The sequence below is a fragment of the Bacillus sp. E214 genome, from assembly GCF_008087365.1.
In the GTDB taxonomy this organism is placed as follows: domain Bacteria; phylum Bacillota; class Bacilli; order Bacillales; family Pradoshiaceae; genus Pradoshia.
In genome coordinates, this window is record NZ_VENN01000001.1 from 1,150,108 (window position 1) to 1,171,231 (window position 21,124).

At 37.2% G+C, this 21,124-nt stretch carries 17 protein-coding genes, 2 pseudogenes and 1 riboswitch; of the genes and pseudogenes, 6 read left to right on the plus strand and 13 right to left on the minus strand.

Going from position 1 to position 21,124, the window contains the following annotated elements:
* Positions 1 to 205 precede the first annotated feature (205 nt).
* The 3 genes from FHY47_RS05285 (at position 206) to FHY47_RS05295 (ending at position 4,568) form a co-directional block, all read left to right on the plus strand.
* On the plus strand, positions 206 to 1,258 hold the full coding sequence (locus FHY47_RS05285; RefSeq protein WP_077248010.1) for an SMI1/KNR4 family protein: 1,053 nt from the start codon (positions 206 to 208) through the stop codon (positions 1,256 to 1,258).
* 544 nt (positions 1,259 to 1,802) lie between these two features.
* Positions 1,803 to 3,464, plus strand: a complete 1,662-nt coding sequence (locus FHY47_RS05290) for an FAD-dependent oxidoreductase (protein WP_139891848.1) — start codon at positions 1,803 to 1,805, stop codon at positions 3,462 to 3,464.
* Positions 3,465 to 3,857: 393 nt separating this feature from the next.
* On the plus strand, positions 3,858 to 4,568 hold the full coding sequence (locus tag FHY47_RS05295; protein WP_148629783.1) for a hypothetical protein: 711 nt from the start codon (positions 3,858 to 3,860) through the stop codon (positions 4,566 to 4,568).
* A gap of 64 nt (positions 4,569 to 4,632) precedes the next feature.
* Here the strand turns inward: FHY47_RS05295 and FHY47_RS19180 are convergent.
* The 4 genes and pseudogenes from FHY47_RS19180 to queF form a co-directional block, all read right to left on the minus strand.
* Positions 4,633 to 4,793: pseudogene (locus tag FHY47_RS19180) on the minus strand (IS3 family transposase); the annotation flags it as partial.
* 50 nt (positions 4,794 to 4,843) lie between these two features.
* A complete protein-coding gene (locus FHY47_RS05305; RefSeq protein ID WP_066104272.1) occupies positions 4,844 to 5,383 on the minus strand; it encodes a VUT family protein in 540 nt (179 codons plus the stop codon).
* Entirely contained in the window at positions 5,383 to 6,054 is a 672-nt protein-coding gene (gene queC, locus FHY47_RS05310; protein WP_066103419.1) for a 7-cyano-7-deazaguanine synthase QueC, read from the minus strand. Before queC ends, FHY47_RS05305 begins: the two co-directional genes overlap by 1 nt.
* Positions 6,055 to 6,109: 55 nt before the next feature.
* Positions 6,110 to 6,610 (minus strand): preQ(1) synthase, encoded by a 501-nt coding sequence (gene queF, locus FHY47_RS05315; RefSeq protein WP_148629784.1) that lies wholly within the window; start codon positions 6,608 to 6,610, stop codon positions 6,110 to 6,112.
* Positions 6,611 to 6,735: 125 nt separating this feature from the next.
* Positions 6,736 to 6,782: riboswitch (PreQ1 riboswitch) on the minus strand.
* 354 nt (positions 6,783 to 7,136) lie between these two features.
* Between queF and FHY47_RS05320 the strand changes: the two genes are divergently transcribed.
* Positions 7,137 to 7,586 (plus strand): NanQ anomerase/TabA/YiaL family protein, encoded by a 450-nt coding sequence (locus FHY47_RS05320; RefSeq protein ID WP_066103412.1) that lies wholly within the window; start codon positions 7,137 to 7,139, stop codon positions 7,584 to 7,586.
* A 41-nt stretch (positions 7,587 to 7,627) separates the two neighbouring features.
* Positions 7,628 to 7,942 (plus strand): annotated as a pseudogene (locus tag FHY47_RS05325) (transposase); the annotation flags it as partial.
* 389 nt (positions 7,943 to 8,331) lie between these two features.
* Here the strand turns inward: FHY47_RS05325 and FHY47_RS05330 are convergent.
* From FHY47_RS05330 to FHY47_RS05340, 3 genes are all read right to left on the minus strand, one after another.
* On the minus strand, positions 8,332 to 8,574 hold the full coding sequence (locus FHY47_RS05330; RefSeq protein ID WP_066103409.1) for a hypothetical protein: 243 nt from the start codon (positions 8,572 to 8,574) through the stop codon (positions 8,332 to 8,334).
* Positions 8,575 to 8,983: 409 nt separating this feature from the next.
* Positions 8,984 to 9,601: a metal-binding protein gene (locus FHY47_RS05335; RefSeq protein WP_187393434.1), complete on the minus strand. Its 618-nt coding sequence runs from the start codon at positions 9,599 to 9,601 to the stop codon at positions 8,984 to 8,986.
* Between the two features lie 78 nt (positions 9,602 to 9,679).
* Positions 9,680 to 10,264, minus strand: coding sequence for a TetR/AcrR family transcriptional regulator (locus tag FHY47_RS05340; protein ID WP_066103403.1), 585 nt, complete (start codon positions 10,262 to 10,264; stop codon positions 9,680 to 9,682).
* Between the two features lie 129 nt (positions 10,265 to 10,393).
* Here FHY47_RS05340 and FHY47_RS05345 point away from each other — a divergent pair, with 129 nt between their 5' ends.
* A complete protein-coding gene (locus tag FHY47_RS05345) occupies positions 10,394 to 11,545 on the plus strand; it encodes a YhgE/Pip domain-containing protein (protein WP_139891845.1) in 1,152 nt (383 codons plus the stop codon).
* A gap of 207 nt (positions 11,546 to 11,752) precedes the next feature.
* On the opposite strand, the gene FHY47_RS05350 is transcribed toward FHY47_RS05345, so the two are convergent.
* The 6 genes from FHY47_RS05350 to FHY47_RS05375 form a co-directional block, all read right to left on the minus strand.
* On the minus strand, positions 11,753 to 13,666 hold the full coding sequence (locus tag FHY47_RS05350; protein WP_148629785.1) for an NAD(P)/FAD-dependent oxidoreductase: 1,914 nt from the start codon (positions 13,664 to 13,666) through the stop codon (positions 11,753 to 11,755).
* 332 nt (positions 13,667 to 13,998) lie between these two features.
* Positions 13,999 to 15,654, minus strand: coding sequence for a beta-N-acetylhexosaminidase (locus tag FHY47_RS05355; protein WP_148629786.1), 1,656 nt, complete (start codon positions 15,652 to 15,654; stop codon positions 13,999 to 14,001).
* The gene (locus FHY47_RS05360; protein ID WP_066103393.1) at positions 15,626 to 15,880 is read right to left on the minus strand and encodes a hypothetical protein; all 255 of its coding nucleotides are present in this window, start codon (positions 15,878 to 15,880) and stop codon (positions 15,626 to 15,628) included. The genes FHY47_RS05355 and FHY47_RS05360 overlap by 29 nt, the downstream gene beginning before the upstream one ends.
* Positions 15,881 to 15,956: 76 nt before the next feature.
* A complete protein-coding gene (gene ebgA / locus FHY47_RS05365) occupies positions 15,957 to 19,121 on the minus strand; it encodes a beta-galactosidase subunit alpha (RefSeq protein WP_148629787.1) in 3,165 nt (1,054 codons plus the stop codon).
* A 269-nt stretch (positions 19,122 to 19,390) separates the two neighbouring features.
* Entirely contained in the window at positions 19,391 to 20,215 is an 825-nt protein-coding gene (locus tag FHY47_RS05370) for a carbohydrate ABC transporter permease (protein WP_066103387.1), read from the minus strand.
* A complete protein-coding gene (locus FHY47_RS05375) occupies positions 20,208 to 21,023 on the minus strand; it encodes a carbohydrate ABC transporter permease (RefSeq protein WP_077248036.1) in 816 nt (271 codons plus the stop codon). The genes FHY47_RS05370 and FHY47_RS05375 overlap by 8 nt, the downstream gene beginning before the upstream one ends.
* Between the last annotated feature and the right edge of the window lie 101 nt (positions 21,024 to 21,124).

Sequence of the window (21,124 nt, forward strand, 5' to 3'; positions counted from 1 at the left end):
TATGCAAAACTATATAATTCGTGCTGTAAAACCAAATAAAAGGCACCCTATTTGAGTGCCCACTAGTCAACATTTCCTCTATACTCCTTTCATTTTTTCTTAAAAACAAATTTTATTTAAAGTCACACAAAAGATTATCCATCAACCAATATATGTAAAGGATTAAATGGAACTTTGTAGAATTATATATTGAGCAATAATTTATATGAAATTAGGTGAAGAGATTTTGAAAAGCAGCATATGGGATAAAGATGTAGGTTACAAACCACTACCGGTCACTGATTCAATTATTGAAATGGCCGAAAAAAAGCTGGGTGTTAAACTTCCAGAATCCTACATAAAATTATTAAAAGATCAAAACGGCGGGAGTATCATCTACAATGCTCATCCCGCTCCCAAGCATGAAGTATTTGACGATTTATTCATAGAAGTAGAATACCTCGATGGAATTGGCAAAAATGGAGGAATACTAGATAGTGAAGAATTAATAGAAGAATGGAAAATGCCTAAAGGCCTTGTTTTGTTTAATGGTGATGGTCATTACTGGCTGGCCTTTGATTATCGGCATACTTCTTCAAATCCGCCAATTGTGTACGTAGATAATAATGATGAGATTTCACAAGTAATAACACTCGCTAGAAACTTTGACGATTTTCTAGAAAACTTATATGTAGTGGAAATAGAATTACCAGATGACGAAGACTATTCTATTGTGACATATAGTAAGGAAGACTTTGAATCGTTAATCGAACAAGATGATGCTGAAACACTTTCTGAAATTATCCAATTTGATACTATTGATGAGGAAGCAGATTTAGATTGGTATGGCGAAAAGTTATTACAATTGAGCGAACATCCTGATGATGATTTAAGGATCTCTATAGCTAATAAAATTTGGAATGATTATACTTACCAATTTAGTGAAGATACCTTAAAGAAATTCATTGAACTATTTAAAAATGATACAGATTCTGATGTGAGAAGCTATGCTGATATGATTACAGAAAAAATTAATTACTCTATAGAAGATTTAAAGATGGAAATGGTAAGAGAAAATACTGATTATGGTTACAATGTCGTATCCAGCTTTATGTATAAAGACAATAGCTACCATGTTATACAGAAAGATAATAAATGGATATTGGAAAGTCTCACTGGTGCAGATCAGTCATTCGATTCAATAGAACAATTCTTTAAAGAGGCAACATTGGGGGGAATCCCTCTTACCGATGCTTGGGTAGAAGTTAAGATAATATAAGCTTTTTTAAGAAAAGAAAAAATTACAGTGTACTAATTAGAGCACTCTAACCTATAAAAAGATCCTGACCTCTAAAGTTGATCGGGATCTGATTATTTTGGATTATTTCCCTTCACATATCTAGACGATAAAACATATCCAGAGATCCTCCTTTATCTAATCTTCATCAATTCTTATTTATCTACCATTTTGTAATTTTCAAAGTGCCAACTCAATAACAACTATTATTTTCTTTTGAGCATCCATTGGTAAACTAACCTTCCACCCTATTGGAATGGCATTGTTCGTTAAATTATTCTTAAATACCAGGTGTAACATTATATATTTTTCTACAATAAACTCTCGTTTCACTCTCTATGCTTATCTCATTTATTAAGTATGGGTCAATTCAGTCCTTCTACTGATTGATATTTAATAAATATTTCCAAATATTATTGTATAATCTGTTCTAAATACTGTAAAATTTAATTGTCTGAATATTTAACGGTTTCTATTTAGGGGTTTTGTTATTTTGCGCAGATACTACTCAAAGGGGGATTTTTTAATGGGTTGGGATTACGAATATGATGTAGTAGTAGTCGGTTCTGGAGCAACAGGTTTTTCTGCCGCCATTACTGCAAAAAAAGAGGGATTAAGTACACTGCTAATTGAAAAGGAAAAGCATTTTGGAGGAGCTTCTGCTTTATCAGGCGGCGGTGTATGGGTTCCGAATAACAGATATTTAGTTGAGGCTGGTGTAGCCGATAGTTTTGAAGAGGCTAAATTATATTTAGATTCCACTGTAGGTGATTTAGTAAGTGATACAATTAAAGAAACCTATTTGAAAAAAGGGATCGAAATGCTGGATTATATGCATAATTTAAGCCCACATATGAGATTCTCCTATGCAAATAATTACTCTGACTATTACCCGACACATCCGGGTGGAAAAGGGATCGGCCGGTCGATCGAGCCCAAAGTAATTGATTTAAATAAATTAGAAGATTGGAAGAGCAAGCTTCTCCCTCCTGCTATGGATACAAAAGGTTTCGTTATGACAGGACAGGATTTCGTTAAAGTGAATATGATCACCAGGTCCTGGGCAGGAAAAAGAGCTTCTTTAACACTTGGATGGCGATTAATTAAGCATAAATTATTCAAAAAAGATTATGCCGCATTAGGTAGAGCTTTAATAGCTCGATTGGCTCTAACTTACAAAGATTTAAACGGTGAAATTTGGCTTGATTCACCATTTGTTGATTTTATTTACGAAAACGATAAAGTAACAGGCCTAATCGTAAACAAAAACGGTAAACAAGTAACAATCAAAATCAATAAAGGCTTAATTTTTGGATCAGGTGGATTTTCTCGGGATCAAGAAAAGAGAGATAAATATCTTCCAAGTCCACAAGATGTGAGTTGGACAAGCTCACCAAAAGGTCAAACTGGTGATATTATTGAGCCTTTCGCAAAATTGAATGCGAAGTTTGGTTTAATGGACAGAGTTTGGGGTGCACCTACTGTCATTAATCATTTGGGTATGCCATTTTTCTTAGTAGCGGATAGAGGCTTGCCGAATATGATTATCGTTGACCAAGACGGAAATCGATATATTAATGAACCGACTCCATATCATGAATTCGTTGATAAAATGTATGAACATAATGAAAAAACAGACGGTAAAGCCATCACTTCCTGGATTATTTTAGATGCAAGAGCCAAGAAAAGATATATATTTACTGGCCTATTCCCCGGGCAAGATTTCCCTCAAGCATACTATGAGAATGGTGTTGTTTTGAAAGGAAATACAGTCGAAGAATTAGAAAACAAATTAAATATTCCACAAGGAAATTTAGTTAAAACAATGAACAGATTCAATGAATTTGCACGAAACGGAAAAGATTTAGATTTCCATAGAGGAGAAACACCACATGATCGATATTACGGGGATCCTTCTTTGCCAAATCCAAATTTACTTGAAATCAATGAGGCTCCCTACTATGCAATGAAAGTCTACCCAGGGGATATCGGCACTAAAGGCGGGGTAGTTACGGACGAATTAGCAAGAGTTGTTAAAGAAGACGGTACAGTATTTGATAATGTATACGCTTGTGGTAACTGTTCATCATCCATTATGGGTCATTCTTATCCTGGGCCAGGAGCAACATTGGGACCGGGTATGACCTTTGGTTATGTAGCTTCCATGCACTGTAAGGATAAAAAATAAGAGACTTTTTAAACCCAGACAAAAGCATTTGAACAACTAAAGTTCTTATGCTTTTGTTATTTCTATTAATATCTCTTTTCTTTTATACAAAAGGAGAAAATACCTCCATTTTTAAAATGATTAACCATACTAAAGACCGTTCCATGGTAATACAGACAAAAAGAACAACCAGATACTTTTTCTTTTTTACTCAGTGCTTCATTCACGTTTTTTAGATTCTTTGGAAATTCATATGCCAGTTCTCAAAAAAATTATTCATGTTGTTCTCCACCTTCGTTCTTCATTAATGCAACGCTTCTAACTGGTAATTATTTGTAAATGGAAATTACAGTAAAATACCTTTCCCTTCCATGCTATAATAAGATCCTAATTTCACCAAAGGAGTGCACAACAGTGATGAAGCGATTTTTCATTATTATGTTTGGAGCGTTGTTTTTGACGGCTTGTTCGAACGCAACAAAAGACACAAACAATGAAACAACTTCTACCACCACTAACGTTCAAGAAAACGATCAGCAGGAAGTCAACTTGGAATTCACCCAAGAAAAATATTATATCGAAACCGGTGATGACACGACCATTTACTACTATGCCGAACTGGAAAATACCAGCAACATCCCAGCAGTGTTGTATTCTTCTGACTTAGCGGCAGAAGACAAAGACGGAAATGTATTAGGTGCCCAAATGGGCGGAAGCAGTTACCCGCACATTGTCAATCCAGGGGAGAAAACCTATATTTCGAATACCCTCTTTATTGAAGAATCTATCAAACAAGAGAACATCGCCAAAGTGTATTGCGTGCCTGAGTATGACAAGGCATCTGAGGAATATGTCGGTGTTAATGTGGAAAACCCTGTATTAAAAGAAGATGAGTACAAAATGTACACAGTAACAGGCAAACTTGTGAATTCGACAGATGAAGAGTTTGATGCATCCTATGCAGCCGTTTTACTAGATGAAAATAACCAAATGGTCGCAGTCTTGTCAGGCTATGCGGACAGCTTGAAAAAAGGCCAACCAAAGCCATTTGAAACGTATGAATATCTGCCAGAAGCGGTAAAAGGAAAAGTCAAAAGTGTAAAAGTGATTTCCTGTAAACATTAAGAAATAAAAGCGGTTCCCGTGTGATCTGATTCAAGAAATTTAGACATATATAATTAGGCTGCTTCAAGACCTGAGTTCTGTATTCAACTGGACTCAGGTCTTTTAATTTCGCCTTCATTTGTTTTTGTGATTGTAATAATGGATATAGTCCGCCATTTCTTTCTCAAAATACTCCAAACTCTTAAATTCCCGGAGAAAAAGAAGCTCGGACTTCAATAAGCCCTTAACCGTATTGGAAAAGCCATTTGATAGTTCTTTTTGTTTATTGTACTTTTTTATACTTTCGCCAGATATTTTTCTTTATAAGACAACCCTTGCCCTAATAGATATGCACCAATCATTTGCATAACCGTTTTCACGATAATCTGACCAATAATTGCAGCTGGTACAGCTGACCAAGGAATATATCCAGCTCCTAATGGGCTTAGTCCTACAATGACGAACACAACTGAATCTAATAAACCACCAACCATTCCACTATAAAAGACACGCCAAGCCATCGGAAGTTTTAAACGTGTATAAATTTCTGTATCTGTTGTTTCTGCGATTAAGAATGATAGCGCAGAGGCTGCGACGATAATTAGAGTATCTCCTAATAAATAAGATGCAGTTGCTGATAATACTAAAGCTAAGAAAATAAAACCATAGGTCCTCTTACGACCAAGTTTATTTTGAACCAAATCACGGAAGATAAAGGTTGCACCAATTAAGAACGATCCCATTGGAATAATGAATATCCAAAATTCTAATGGAGCAAAGCGCGCTGTCAGTACATTTGCCGTTACAATTGATACTAAATAGAATAGAATGCGTATCATATTGATCCTCCTATATGCTGTTTGGTATGTAAATATGTGTGCATTCCTTGCAGACGCAGCTTACAAGCGGGACATTCACCACAGCCGTCCGCTTTAATACCGTGATAACACGTTAAGGTCTTTTCTTTCACAAAATCAAATGCACCTAATTCATCTGCTAAGGACCATGTTTCTGCTTTGTTCAACCACATTAAAGGTGTGTGTATAACAAAGGCTTCTTCCATTGATAAATTGATTGTGACATTAAATGATTTTATAAAAATATCACGACAATCTGGATATCCGCTAAAATCTGTTTCACAAACACCTGTAATAATATGCTTTGCACCAATTTGTCTCGCTAATACACCTGCAAAAGATAAAAATAATAAATTGCGACCCGGTACAAACGTTGATGGCAACTCTCCTTCCGCACCATCCTTCACCTCAATATCAGCGCGTGTTAATGCATTCGGAGCAAGTTGATTAAGTAATGACATATCTAAAATATGATGATGGACGTTTAATTCATTAGCGATTTGTTTTGCACATTCAATTTCTAATGCATGTCGTTGCCCATAATTAAATGTCACCACCTCTACCTCTCCAAAATTTTTCATTGCCCAGAACAAGCATGTCGTACTATCTTGTCCGCCGCTAAACACGACTAATGCTTTTTCTTGCTTCATGATCTTTCCCCCCTCCCAAGATAAAAGGATTTTAACGAATTGTGGTAACACTCAGTTAGCGATTATCAATTTTTTCGGGATATAAATCGTGATTCATTAAGCGATGATTTGCGATTTCTTCATATTTCGTACCTGCACGGCCATAGTTACACCAAGGGTCGATTGATATACCCCCGCGTGGAGTAAATTTGCCCCATACCTCGATATAACGAGGATCCAGCAGTTTAATTAAGTCATTCATAATGATATTGACACAGTCTTCGTGGAAGTCTCCATGATTGCGGAAACTAAATAAATATAATTTTAGTGACTTACTTTCTACAATTTTTTTATTTGGAATATACGAAATATACATGGTCGCAAAATCCGGTTGCTGCGTAATTGGGCAAAGACTTGTAAACTCAGGGCAATTAAACTTAACAAAGTAATCACGGACTGAATGTAAATTATCTACAGACTCTAATACTTCAGGTGCATAATTAAATGCATACTTCACATTTTGATTTCCCAATAACGTTAAATCCTCTAATCCTTCTGTTTGTTGTCGACCAGACATAAATAACCCTCCTTGAATTAGATATCTAATCATTCCAAGGAGGGCCATACTCTTTTTCTATAAAAATAACTACTTAGAAAGTCAAAAAAGCCACGTCCAATATATGGACATGGCGAGAATGACATGTATCCATAGTTTTTTATAGAGGGTATCCGCTATGAACCTCTCCTGAAAATCTTCAGATATTATTTTAATTACATCTTATCATATCACACCCGATAATGGTTATAAAAGGAAAAAAGTTAACAGATGTAAGTTGAATCACGGGTGTTTCATAAAATATGAAGCTGAGCTAAAAATGATAAACACAAGTTAGACGATAAAAGTATTTTGGCAATTTTACACAAATAAATGGCCAGATGACTATTATCTAAAGGTTTGATGGTTTATTAATCAAACTCAATTATTTCTTTCTCCTTCGGTTTTTCATATCATACGAACCAGACTTGTATACAAGTTCTTGTATCGCTATTACTGGTTATGTTACTATTTTATATACTTATATTACGTATCGGAGGAAACATATATGATTATCGATCAGTTATCAAATGCTCCATTATATGATGGAGTGCATCCTAGATTAAAGAAAGCCTTCGCTTTTTTAATGGAAAATGATTTGCAAGCCTTGCCGGTAGGAAAGTATGAAATTGAAAATGACAAGGTCTTCGTAATGATTCAAGAGTATGAAACAAAGCTCATTGAAGACTGTCGCCTGGAAGCTCATTACTCATATACGGATATCCAATACGTCATTAAAGGCGAGGAAAGAATGGTTTATACAAATAAGGAAGATACAGAAGTCGTAGAGGAACAAAAAGAAAATGATGTTATGTTCTTGAATGGCGAGGGTAATCATCTTATCGTGAAAGAAGGATGTTTTGCTGTGTTTATGCCCCAAGATGCTCATATGCCAGGTGTTTGTGTGCAACAACCGCAAACTGTAAAAAAAGCAGTAGTAAAAGTATTGTGTGATTAATGGAAGAGGCAAAATCAATTCATGATTTTGCCTCTCTTAATCTTTGTCGTGATTGCGGAAAGTTTTTCAACGACCTAACTAACACTCCTATATCTGGCACTCGTTATCTTGGAAAGTGGTCTACTTTCTTTCATTTAATAGTTGAGGGTTACACCTTGCCGAAGATTGCCAAAAGACTAAAAATCCATTTGTCTACCGCATTTTACTGGCGACATAAGGTGCTTTTTGCCCTTCGTTCATTGGGATTTCAAACTTTAAAAGGAATTATCGAAAGCGATGAGACCTTTTTCAAAGAGTCTTTCAAAGGCCGAGAAGTAATTGATAGAAAGGCTAAGAAGCGTGGAGGTAGAGATGAACCAGCCTCAAACATATTTCTACAAGTAGGGGGTGAACAGTTTAGCGGACGGGATCATTTGTCCCACTGCCCCTTACGTTCTACCCTGGCTACTGATAGATTAAATTCAAATGAAAAAAGTTCAACCAGAAAGTTCTGGCTGAACTATATAATACGAACCTGCCCCTTTACTTCAACAAGATATTCAACCACAAAAAAGCATTAATCTTTCTAGGATGAACGCCACTGTTTAATAATTTGGGATCTAACCTGTCCCACTGCTCGGGCAGGAATCGCCCGTCTTTCACTGCCATCCTGTCTTTGTATAATCAACATTGATATATAAAAGATCCTTATTTATAAATTTCTAGCAGCGTCTTTTATAGCCAAATCTCCGAGGAATGAATTTGTTTATTTATTTTTACCGTTTTTTTCGTTGCCGTGTTTAAAGTTCCCTGTAATTTTAGCTAATAAAAGCTGTACTTCCATTATATCTTCTGCTGCATTTAATTTTTCTATAAGTTGCGCAGCCTTCCCATCCTTTACAATTTTGATTTGCTTGCCTTCGTAATAGATGATCACTGTCCCTTTTTTCGTTATTTGGTAATTGAATGGCTCTTCCTTTAATCTGTTGCGTTTATCTATTTCACTCACCATATTACCCCCTAATCGTTCGACAAAATAGCTTTCAAGCCATTTTGTATAAATATATTCTCTTTGAGGACATTCTTTCTTGAACTTAATTATAATGCCTTGGTCAAGCTTGATGTCTTTATATATGTCGTTTATTTTCCCGGTGGTATGTAAAACCATTATTATATATATGTCTTTAAAAATAATATAAGTCCTTTTTTCGCTAACCTGCCCCGTTTGTTCAATAAGCTACTATAATCTAACCGTACCATAAAATGGATATAAATCAACCTTTTTTATAAAGCAACAATCTTTACGAAAACAGCCTATTTTTAAGACGAAGAGTATTTAAAATGGCTTCGATTTGAGAGAACATATTGAAATGCTAAAAATCCCTTTTCTCCTAGCAGAAAAGGGATTTGGATTTTGGCTAAAAGACCTTTTTGAAAGTGGTTGAAGCATGGTCGGTCAAAATGTGTGCGGTAGATGAAAGCATATTCCCGACAATAAAGGATAAGAAAGACAACTTATGTTGAATAACGAATTCCTCTAAATGATTGATATAAATTCCATATGGCACATCTGTCAGGATACTCATCGCTCCTGCTCCCAGCATGATCCAAGCCATCACATACAGATATCTGATGATATCTCCAATCACATACCCATGTGTCCAGATGGAGCGATGCTTAAATTTTTGGTAGGGAATCCACATGAACCGTAAGAATCCCCACCTCCGATACGGATTGCTTTTTATATCCAAATCAGGGTTCATCCAATAAGTGCCGAAGAGATATCCTATAATCACGGAAATCCCATGCACATATTGTTGAGAACTGATCAATACGGCCCCAATTCCAATAGCTAAAAATACTAGGTTTATTTTCTTATGCGCTTTCCCGTTTGCCACCCTAATCCTCCGTTTTGTTCTTTTATGACGGTTCTCCTGAACCAGCCATTGTTTTCCATTATAGGGGATAATCAGAGCTGGGAACACATTTTCGCTCAAAACAAGTGTTCGCTCTTCTGTTCGTCGTCGAAAAAACAAAAAAGCCAATAATTTTGGTTTTTTATCTAGGCATGATTCAGAATTGTAGAATGAATTTTCCCAGATTCAAAAGTCGCATTACTTCTTTTGAATAAAAGAAATAATATCAATATATAGAGCTGTCATTTCTTCTGGTGTTTTGTCTAAACCATTTTGAACCCATTGTTCGACTAATCCTAAAAAAGCAGATGTGATAAAAGATAAAAAATATTCCATAGGGGCCTTTAACCTTGCATTAATGCTATCATTTTTCTCTAAATTCAAACGTACTTTTTCTGAAAAGGCATCCCTGAATCTAATATGAAAACCTGCTCTACCATGATTGCTTAAGAAAATTTTTAATATTGGTGCATGCATTTTAATTGAACTAAATAGAGAAGCAGCTATTTGCTCTTGTCCATTTTCAAATGTATGTATGGAAGAGTAGCGAGATTGTAATTCGTCAATATGATTTCCTAAATCTCTAAACAATTGTTGTTCTATTTGATCAAGCAAATCGAATTTATCTTGATAGTGTAAATAAAAAGTTCCTCGATTAATTTGTGCGGTTTTTGTTATATCCCCGATCGTAATTTGTTCAAACGGCTTATTCTCTAAAATTTGCAAAAATGACATTTGAATTAGTTGTTTAGTTTTACGGTTTTTTTCTTCATAAATACTCACAAAAATCCCTCTATTTCTAAAAATGAACAAGCTGTTCACTTTTGTTCATTGCTTCTGTTTATACCTTGATTATAAAATGAATAAATATTACTGAACAATATGTTGTTTATTAAGAAAGGAAGAAATTGATTGAGATTATTTAAAGAAAAATTAGCTTGGGCTGCTCCTATTGCAGTAATTTTAATTATTGCGTTATTCTCATTAAATTTATTTGCTCAAGGTAACCCACAAGTAAGAAATTTACCAGTTGCACTTATAGTAAATGATGAAGGCGTACATGTAGATGCCGTGAAATCGGCAGTTGAACAAATGAGTAAAGGCACTGACGGCGAAGAACCAATGTTAGCTTTTACAAATGAAAAAGAAGAAGATATTGAAGATTTATTTGATGATAAACAGTATTATGCTGCATTAGTCATTCCTGAAGGTTATAATGATACATTGCAAAATGCGCTGACTAACAACTCTCCAGCAACTTTACAGGTATATATTAACCAAGGTTATAACATAACTGGTGCGAACTATGCTAAGACTGCTTTAACTGCTTTAATTACCCAATTAAACAACCAATATTCTTCAAATTTTATTGCGCAAATGGACGGTCAACAAATCGAGGCTAACAAGGCAGCTGTACTTGTGAATCCGATTGTTTCTGAAGAAAAAGTATTCAATGCCGTTACAGCCTCAACTGCAAACGGAAGTGCTCCAACCTTAATGGCAGTTCCTGCTTGGGTAGGTGCGTTAATCGGTGGTTTCATAGTATTTTTAGCTTCTTCAAACATTTTGAAAAAAGAATTATTAACTCGGAAACAAGCGTTACACCTAATGGGAGGTCAAGCATTATTCGGCATAATTATTGCCCTATTCTCTGGTTTTACCGTTGCAACGCTTGGTTTAATCGCTGGTATTAATATGCCTAGCTACTTCTTGGTTGGTTCGTTCGTATCGTTTGCAGCCTTCTGTTTCTTTTTATTAGTCTCCGGAGTAACTGCATGGATCGGTAAACCAGCCATTACCTTATTCATGGTTGTAATGCTGTTAGGTATGGGTGTTTTAATGACACCACAAGAAATGCTTCCTGATTTCTTTGTAAACTTCATTCGCCCTTGGGTTCCTATCCGCTTTGCCTCTGAAGGTTTACGTGAAATTTTCTACTTCGGCAGCGGCTTCTACACTGGCCAATCATTCAACACCATTTTAGGAATTGGTATTGCAGGGTTAGTGATGTATGTTCTATCTATTTTTAAACCAGTGCGTGCAAAAAAAACTAATGCTAAATAAGCTTATTTATAATGATGTGCTCTGACAACATTATAAATATTCGACTTCAGTCATTCCAACTGGATCTGTGCTCTTATATAAATAAAGCTGAATAGAGGCAGGGACATCACTAGATTCAAAATCAAAGCCGGCAGATTTTTACTCCTCGTAAAATTCTGCCGGCTTTTTTGTTCATTCGTAGATTTGTCTCAGCTTTTTATTATAATTCTACAAATTTAAGACCGCATCATATGCTTCGTGTACTGCATCAAGTACTTTTCTAACCTTCACGCTATCACCAACGTTAACAATATTCGTTTTATTTTTTAAAGAGTGATATAGATGATTGTTAGGCGAAAATCCTGCTGCTACCACAACGCTATCACAATCATTCCATTCTTTATTGCCGTTTACCTCAATTTCTACGGCTTGATCTAGTACTTCTGTTACTTTAGCAGATGTTTTAAACGTGATATTTGGGTGCTGCAAAAGCTGGTTTAACATCATTGCATTTTGTATAAATAAAGGTTCAGGTAACATTTTTTCAGCCATTTCGATAATAGTGATCTGCATTCCTTTATTTGCAAGCACAACTGCGGTTTCACAGCCGACTAGCCCGCCGCCAATAACCGATATCTTTTTTCCAAGAAGAGCTTGATTTTGCAGAACGTCTGTTGCTGTGTAAACATGGCTCTTATTCAGTCCCTTGATTGCACTTGGCATTATAGGATTGCCACCGGTAGCATGAACCACCAAATCTGCTTTATAGGATAATATCGCTTCTTCCGTTGCCTCTTTACAATACCTAATCGAGATATTTAACCGGTCAAGTTTTGTCCGATAATAATCGAGAATTTTCATTCCATCCCGCTTAAACGGAGGCATACAGGCATTATGAAAGTTCCCTCCTAGATAGGCTTTTTTCTCCCATATTTCCACATCATGACCTGCTTCTGCAGCAGTTATGGCAGCTTGACAGCCGCCAGGACCAGCACCTATCACTAGAACCCGCTTCGATTCATCTGCTGCTTTCAATTCTTTCAATCCCTCATAGCCCGTAAGAGGATTGACGGCGCAGTTTATGCTCTTACCAGCAGCAACGGTAGCAATACAGCCTTCATTACAATAAATGCAATGTCTGATTTCGTCCGTTCTATTTTCCATCACTTTCTTTGGAAAATTTGGGTCTGCCAAAAACTCTCTTCCAACTCCCGCGATATCAATCCAACCATTTCGAAGTGCAGCTTCAGCCTTTTCAATGTCACCCAGGCGCCCATTTGAAAGAACTGGCAAAGACGTGACAGCCTTAATTTTAGCAGATGAAATCATTTGTGGAACCATATCCTGCTGGTAAATAGGCGGCATTGCTATGTACCAATTATCATGACAGCCAGCGTCAACATGTAATGCATGGACACCCTTGCTTTCTAATAGTTTGGCAATCTCTATTCCTTCTTCAATTCCCCTGTACCCTTCTTCTACTGGCAAGAAATGATCCGGGGTAAATTTAACAAGGAGAGGGAAGTCACTTCCAAGGTCTTCCTTGATGACATCGATTATTTCTGTTAAAAATCTCATCCTGTTTTCAAAGCTTCCGCCATATTCATCCTGGCGGATATTCCATCGTTTGGTCATGAATTTATCTGTCAGGTACCCGCCATAAGCATGGATTTCAATGGCGTCTGCTCCTGCTCTCTTCGCTAATTTTACTGTTCTCGAGATTTCACCTTGTATAAACTTAATTTCATCAATCGTCAATTCTTCAAAGGTTATATTAGCACCGGGATACAATGGTAAAGCTGATGCTGAAGCAGGCTTTAGCCTGCCCTCTCCTATACCACCTAATCCAATTCCGGGCACCACTTGAAGGCAGATTTTACAATCAAATTCATGGGCCCTATCCACTAGCTCTTTAAAGCCTGCAAAACTTTCTTCTGTCAATGTGGATGCAGGGGTATGGCCATCGATAGCTTCTGTTGCAATAACGGTTGTCATCACCATCGATGCTCCGCCCTTTGCTCTGGTAACATAGTAATCTACTGTTCTTGAATCAAAATTCCCGAGTTCTGCTCCCATTGGAACCATAACAAATCTGTTTTTCAGTTCCAAATTTCCGACTTTAATAGGTTCTAATACCAACATTTTGTGGCCACCTCATTAAAAGGGACATATTCAATCATAACCTTACCAGAAACGTCCCCTTGCTTTCATATATTATTAGTTAATTATATGTGATATATTTCACATAAAGGATGATGACTGGATTGTAAAGATAAGTACCATCCATACAATTATTGTAAATTTCTCCATAAATTTAATCAATGTGATTTAAACGCTTTATTTGAACGGTTTGTGAAAAAAACAGCAGTCATACTCAGCGTGACTGCTGTTTACACAGGTTTTAGAATATATTCTGATCTCTTATATCGTTTATTCATTTCTATATACCTTTAAATCGGATAAAGAAAGCAATGCTATATTCCTGCTATAACAGAAGGCGTTGCAATTGTATGCCATAAGTTAGCACTGATAGCACTTGTTTCGTCATCTTTTTCCCGGCCATCAAAATAGAGAATCTCTTGTTCTAATTCTTCCAACTCGTTGATCCTCCCTTTAAGGTAGTCATTGAGCCGATTAATGGCGGATTGAATCCGCTGCAGCAGACCGCCCATCCGAAGATCGAATACATCAAGGCCGAATATTTTATTCTCATCCATCCACTGAGTACGATAAGCTTCCATGAATTCCTCTGCTAACTTTTTCATTTCTGGTAAGAAGGTATTACAATAGTCCTCTAAAATTTGACGATTTTGCTTATGATAGGCTTGCCGAATGTTTATTCCTGCCTCACACTTGATTGCTAATAAACTGCTTAAGTTATACTGTGTCAGAAACAATGCCTGCCAATCGGGATTTCTATTGATACACTTTTTAAAATGATCTGCACAGTTTTGAAAGTGGGAAGCATACTCATTAGGTATCACATGTCTATCAAATAAGCCGCACAAGACATCTTGATACAATAAATACTTAGCCGGGTTAATTGAATGGTTATTCGGCAATTTACTACCAGGTACCATCATCGTCATATCCAAGCTCATAAAATCAGAGTAATTCCCTCCGACACATGTGGTAAACCGCTCCTCCAGGCGGCTTGTTTCAGCATTATCCGTATAACAAAGCTCTGCCCAAAGCTGTAAGGTCGGAAGTATGGAATAAATTGATGCTTCCGCGCCGTTATCACCCCAGGCTGTAATAAATACATCTTTAACTCCATTACGAAGGCAGCTTTTATGAGCAATTTCACCTGCATGATGACTAAAATGATTATTTGAGGAAAAGCCAGTCCATTTCCAAGCGCCGCCAGCAAAAATTATGTTGTTACTGAGTTGTTTATGTTTTTTCAACATACCATCATATTTTTCCGACTCAACCGAATAGTAATCCCAATAAACTAATGATATGTCATCTGGGATCATTTCTATAACATCCTCTCGAATTGGGCTTTCGGTATCGTAATACTCTCCCGAACTCGCCAACCGGAAAAACATATCACTCCACATCATCGGCTCATAGCTGTACTTTCTGGCAATTTCCATCAAGCGGCCAAAATGCTTAAGCAACAAAGTCGACCGGTCCCGAAAACCATGTTTATCCAGATACTTGCCAAGCCCGACCATATGGGCCTCATCCATTCCACTATTGATTTTTCTGCTGGAAATATGTTTGGACATAGTCCTGAACATTGCATCAATCAAATCGTACGTTTTCTCTTCATCAATAAGCAGGATATCATCACAATCCACGATATCGGAAAATGTCTCCCATTTTAATGCTGTACCCAAATATGCCAGCGTTTGAATACAGGGAATCAGCTCGATTCCGAAGCTGCTTGCATACAGATCCATACTTTTTAATTGTTCTCCCGAATAACGGCCACGCATATAGCCAAAATACGGATACTCTTTTATCTCATACGTGTCTTCAGTATATAGCTGCACAGAAGAATATCCCATTAAGGCCAAATGTTTGATCAACTTTTGAAAGGTTTCGACTTTTAAAACGGCATTTCTGGAGCAGTCAATTAAGACCCCAAGGGAATTATAAACTGGTTTCTCCGAAGAGCTCATCCTTTTTCATCCCTTCTATCAATAGGCCTAGTGCACGGAAGAATTGGCACGGTTCTTGATAGGCAATCGTTCCACTTTTACCATCATATTGAACGTGAATTCCAGATTCTGAAGATTCCACTAAAATGGGAATCCCATTGTCTGATTGCTTGATGTTTAATAGATTTAAGATTTCCTGAGAAGCTGAATCCAATTGCTCATCCAACCCAATTAATTGTATTTGCATGGCTACCTCCACCTCTATTCAAAATCAGCGAAATCCTAATGAGCGTACGTACTCTCACGGGATTTCGCTGCTTTTTTTAGTTATTGTTTTGAATCAAAACCTTGCTCAGTTCGATTGGCGAAAATTGAAATTTGTTATACGGCCTGAAACGCACTTTAAATTCAAAAGCTTCAGGTCTTAAACGATATTTTTCCAGTACATCTGGACCACAGCTGGAAGAGCCAAGACCGTGTTGTTTATAATCCAAATTAAAGGTAATAAAATCCTGTTTTTTCAAGTCATACGTATGGTTAGCTCTTTCAAAATTTTCAGCAGTATAGTAGTGGGCACTGAAATCTATTTCTGGTTCACCGACCGCTAAAAGACCAAAACCGTTTGTATCCGTTAATGATACCCATTTAACCTGATGACGGTTTCCATTTTCTTGCGGCCAGACATAAGGTGTATATAACCCTTCAACATCACTGGACCATACTCCTACTTTATTGGCCATCCGGCTGTCTGCATAAGCTTCTCCAGGACCCCGGCCGTACCAGCTGACATTCTCCAACGTTTTTGGCAGTTTCATCGTTAACCCAATTCTCGGCATCGTTTCCGGCAGTTCTCCATAAGGTTCACCTTTTACCTTCAGAAAAACATCGCCGCTGCCTAAAATGGTATAGGTGTATGTGGTGTTGATCCCCCAAGCAATTCTTGGCGGCGCAATTCGGACAGTGACATGAATATCCACGCTCTTCTTATCAGATGAAACATCATACGTTACATCAGTGATTCTATGCTGCATCCAGTGCAGACCATATTTTTGCCATACTTCCTTTGAACTTATACCTTTATGAATAGCCAGCTTGTCATTATCTGTCGGTGCCCGCCATACATTCAATTTCGGCCCTGATCCAAAAACCTTCATTCCCTCAACAGTCCATGAATCTATGACGCCAAAGATTTTACTAAAGGCAAATTCAAAATGATCTCCAGATACCGTAATCAACCGGTCACACTCTTTAACCGCTATAGGATAAGAAAACGAGGTATTATTTTCAGTTACTGTCGCTAAAACTGGAAGTTTAAATTGCTCCCATGCTATTTCATGACCTGCTTTAGCCCATAAGGTATCTACAGTCGTCCGGAAATTTACATTTAACCAGTAATCAGTGTGATCCCTTATAATAGTAGGTAGCGTAAACGGTATAGTAATGCACTTTGATTCACCTGCTTGAATACCTTCAACAGATTGCATCCCCTGATCAAGAATTTGATCATCACATATAATAGACCATGATAATTGCAGATGATCTAAAGGAATAAAATCATATCGGTTGGTAATTTCAATTATCCCTTTCTCTAAATCAACTGCTTCTGCCTTAACTGGCTCAATCACCTTCTTGTATTCTATTAACGCAGGTGATGGTGTCCGGTCAGGCCTGATTAGGCCATCAATGACAAAGTTGGAATCATGCGGTGTTTCGCCAAAATCTCCACCATAGGCAAAGTACTCTTCCCCATTATCATTTATCTGTCTAATCCCTTGGTCAATCCATTCCCAGACGAAACCTCCCTGCAATCTTCTATATTTATAGAAGGTTTCCCAATATTCTTTAAATCCTCCAGGTCCATTCCCCATCGCATGAGCATATTCACAAAGAATATGTGGCTTATTCAGGTCGTCTCTCTTCCCTAATTCGTCCATGATCTCGACTGGTGTGTACATAGTTGTGTGGACATCTGAAGCAATTGGATCCCTGGTCGGTATATTTTCGCCTTCTTCCATAATGAAACGGCATTCACCTTCATAGTGAATAGGTCTTGTTGGATCTTTTGCTTTGGACCATTCAGCCATCGCTACGTGATTTCGACCAAATCCTGATTCATTCCCCAGCGACCACATAACAATGGAAGCATGATTCTTATCCCGTTCAACCATCCGTTTCATCCGATCCACGTAGGCCTCTTCCCAAGCTGAGTCATCACTGATTTGATTATAGTTATTTATCTCCTCAAATCCATGGCATTCTAAATCCGCCTCATCGATGACATACAATCCATAAATGTCACATAAATCATAGAAACGTGGATCATTGGGATAATGGGATGTCCTTACCGCATTTATATTGTGAAGTTTCATCAGTTGGATATCCTCAATCATCGAATCCATCGGAACAGCTCGTCCAAGATCAGGATGATGATCGTGGCGATTGACCCCCTTAAACATGACCGGTATCCCATTTACTAGCAAAACTCCATCTTTTACTTCTACTGTTCGGAAACCGACTTTAGTTGGGATGACTTCTATCACATTCCCTTTCTCATCTTTCAGGGTAAGAAGCAGATGATAAAGGTAGGGATTCTCAGCCGACCATTTATTCGGATTGTCAATCGGGATAACAGCAGATATTTTTGCTTCATCCATCACATCAATCGTAATATTTTTTAAATCTCTTATTTCAACTTCTTCATATAAATGGTTTACTAATTTTATTTCAAGCTGATAATTAGTTATCGGATTATTCTTTTGGTTTAATATATAGGTTTCAATTTCTAATTCGCCATTTTCGTAGTTTTCATCGAGAGTTGTTTTGATAAAATAATCTCTGACATGCGCCTTTGGTCTTACAAGCAAATAAACGTCTCTATATATACCGCTGAGCCACCACATATCCTGGTCCTCGATATAACTCGCCTCAGACCATTGATAAACCTGAACAGCTATTACATTTTTTCCTTCATGAACCAACTTGGTAATATCAAATTCACTTGGAAGACGGCTGCCCTGGCTATAGCCAACTTCCTTGCCGTTTACCCAAACATGAAAGGCACTATCCACACCTTCAAATCGTAGGATAATTGCTTGATCTGCCCAATCACTTGGAACGGTAAACTCACGTCTATAAGAGCCTGTTGGATTTTCAGTTGGAACATGAGGCGGGTCTACTGGAAATGGATATTGTACATTTGTATAATGAGGCCTTCCATATCCATGCATCTGCCAGTTTGATGGAACTTGCAGATCATCCCACTGACTAGTATCATATGATTCTTCAATGAATTGCTTCGGTGTCAAAGACGGATTCTCAGCGTAGTGGAATTTCCATACGCCATTTAACACCTTAACCTCCTCAGCTTTTCCTCTGTCGTAAGTCAATGCGGATGACTCACTGGTATAAGGAAAGAAGTAAGCCCTCTCTTGCAAACGATTCACATGAAGAACAGATAAGTTTTCCCAATCGTACGACTCTTTTTTCATAACTCTTCACCCTTCTTTCTACATAATCGAATACTTACTTACTTTTTGATTGCTCTGTATTTTCTCATCATTCATTCGCCATTAAGTTCATCGGCAGTTAGCAAATTAAACGGAAACGAAAAGTTTATTCGTCCAGTAAAAGCGTGAAAACGCTTATAGAAACTGAGCATAATCTCATTAAGTCAGCCATTTTAGAGTTGCATGAATGATGAAGAACAACTTGTTTCTCAGCCTTTTATCCAATTCCTTTTTGAATACTCGAAAATCAACTACTTCACTGACCCCATCATGCCGGCAACGAAATGTTTTTGGAGAAGGAAGAATATCAGTGCAGTTGGCAGCGTTGCAATAACAATCGTTGTCATAATCACTCCAAAGTCTGGAGAATATCCTGACCCAAGATTTGATATCAACAACGGCAAGGTATGGTTCTCTGGTGACTGGAGCACTACAAGCGGCCATATGTAATTGTTCCAGCTTGCCATAAAAGTAATAATGGCGGCTGCAGCATATGTTGTTTTCATTGTTGGAATATAAATCCTAAGGAAAACCCCTAGCTCCGATAATCCATCAATTCGGCCAGCCTCAATAATTTCCCTTGGGAACATCTTTGTACTTTGGCGGAAGAAAAATATCAGAAAGGCTGTTACACTTGTTGGTAAAATAACTGCAGCAAGTGTATCAATACCCACCATTGGAGTAGCTTCGGAAATAGTTCCAAACATCCGAAATAACGGAACCATTAAAGCAGCAAAAGGAATCATCATGGAGAGTAATAAGAAATTAAAAACATAGTCCTTCATTTTGCTTCTGAAAATTTCAAATCCATAACCAGCCAAAGAGGCAATCAACAAGGAAAGCACTGTTGTAATAACTGCTATTTTAATAGAATTACTTAATACAGATACAAGATCGGTGGTATTCAGCAAACTTCGAATATTTTCCACCAGATGACTCCCTGGTAATAACCGACCCTTTGTTACATCCACCGACTTATTAGTCGAACTGACTACCATCCATATAAATGGAAAGATGGAAATAACGGAGACTATGCTTAAAAAAGTATAGTTAAAAATACTTTTAAGTTTACTCATTTTTATCACCTGCCATTTTAAATTGAAGGATGGAGAAGAATACAATCATAATCACAATTGCATACGAGACGGTGGCTGCATAACCGAAGTCAGGGGTATATTTAAATGACAGATTATAAATATACTGAGAAATGGTCATCGTTGCATTCCCAGGTCCGCCTTGTGTAATATTCATGACTTCATCAAACAATTGAAGTGTCCCTATTGTTGAGATAATGGACGTAAACAAAATAATTGGTTTTAGTAATGGTATGGTTATTTTAAAAAACTGTTGAAATGAGGATGCCCCGTCAATTTTTGCTGATTCATAAATAGAATAATCAATATTTTGCAGAGCAGATAAGTAGAAGATCATATTATAACCAGTCCATCTCCAAGTGATGGCAATAATAATCGTTATTTTTGCCCAAAAGGGATCAGTCAACCACTGGATTGGTTCAGAGATAAGAGCTAATTTCATTAACATGGTGTTTACAATGCCATCCATAGAAAATAAATATTTAAAAATAACAGAATAGGCAACAAGTGACGTTACACATGGTAAGAATATGGCTGTTCGAAATAATCCCCGATACTTTAATTTCGGATTGTTCAGTAAAACCGATATAAACAAAGCAAAAATAATCATAATCGGGACCTGAATAATGAGATAGATCACCGTATTTTTTACTGTTGTCAAAAAAGTAGGATCCTTAAATAAACGTGCATAATTGTCCAATCCGACAAAGGAAAGATTTGTACCCGTGCCAGATTGTAAAGACATTATAAATGCCTGAATCATTGGATAGAAAGTAAATGTGCAAATCATGATGACTGCCAGTACGACAAAAGACCATCCAATCGTTGCATTTTTCACCCGATGCTTCCGACTGTTTTTTTGGGGTATTACATTCTGGCCGGTTGTGTTCG

Excerpts from the sequence above, each read along its gene's own strand:
- queC (WP_066103419.1), bottom strand. The coding sequence starts at position 6,054 with ATGAAGCAAGAAAAAGCATTAGTCGTGTTTAGCGGCGGACAAGATAGT.
- FHY47_RS05285 (WP_077248010.1), top strand. The coding sequence starts at position 206 with ATGAAATTAGGTGAAGAGATTTTGAAAAGCAGCATATGGGATAAAGAT.
- FHY47_RS05350 (WP_148629785.1), bottom strand. The coding sequence starts at position 13,666 with ATGTTGGTATTAGAACCTATTAAAGTCGGAAATTTGGAACTGAAAAAC.
- FHY47_RS05355 (WP_148629786.1), bottom strand. The coding sequence starts at position 15,654 with ATGAGCTCTTCGGAGAAACCAGTTTATAATTCCCTTGGGGTCTTAATT.
- FHY47_RS05375 (WP_077248036.1), bottom strand. The coding sequence starts at position 21,023 with ATGATTTGCACATTTACTTTCTATCCAATGATTCAGGCATTTATAATG.
- FHY47_RS05360 (WP_066103393.1), bottom strand. The coding sequence starts at position 15,880 with ATGCAAATACAATTAATTGGGTTGGATGAGCAATTGGATTCAGCTTCT.
- ebgA (WP_148629787.1), bottom strand. The coding sequence starts at position 19,121 with ATGAAAAAAGAGTCGTACGATTGGGAAAACTTATCTGTTCTTCATGTG.
- FHY47_RS05320 (WP_066103412.1), top strand. The coding sequence starts at position 7,137 with ATGATTATCGATCAGTTATCAAATGCTCCATTATATGATGGAGTGCAT.
- queF (WP_148629784.1), bottom strand. The coding sequence starts at position 6,610 with ATGTCTGGTCGACAACAAACAGAAGGATTAGAGGATTTAACGTTATTG.
- FHY47_RS05290 (WP_139891848.1), top strand. The coding sequence starts at position 1,803 with ATGGGTTGGGATTACGAATATGATGTAGTAGTAGTCGGTTCTGGAGCA.
- FHY47_RS05370 (WP_066103387.1), bottom strand. The coding sequence starts at position 20,215 with ATGAGTAAACTTAAAAGTATTTTTAACTATACTTTTTTAAGCATAGTC.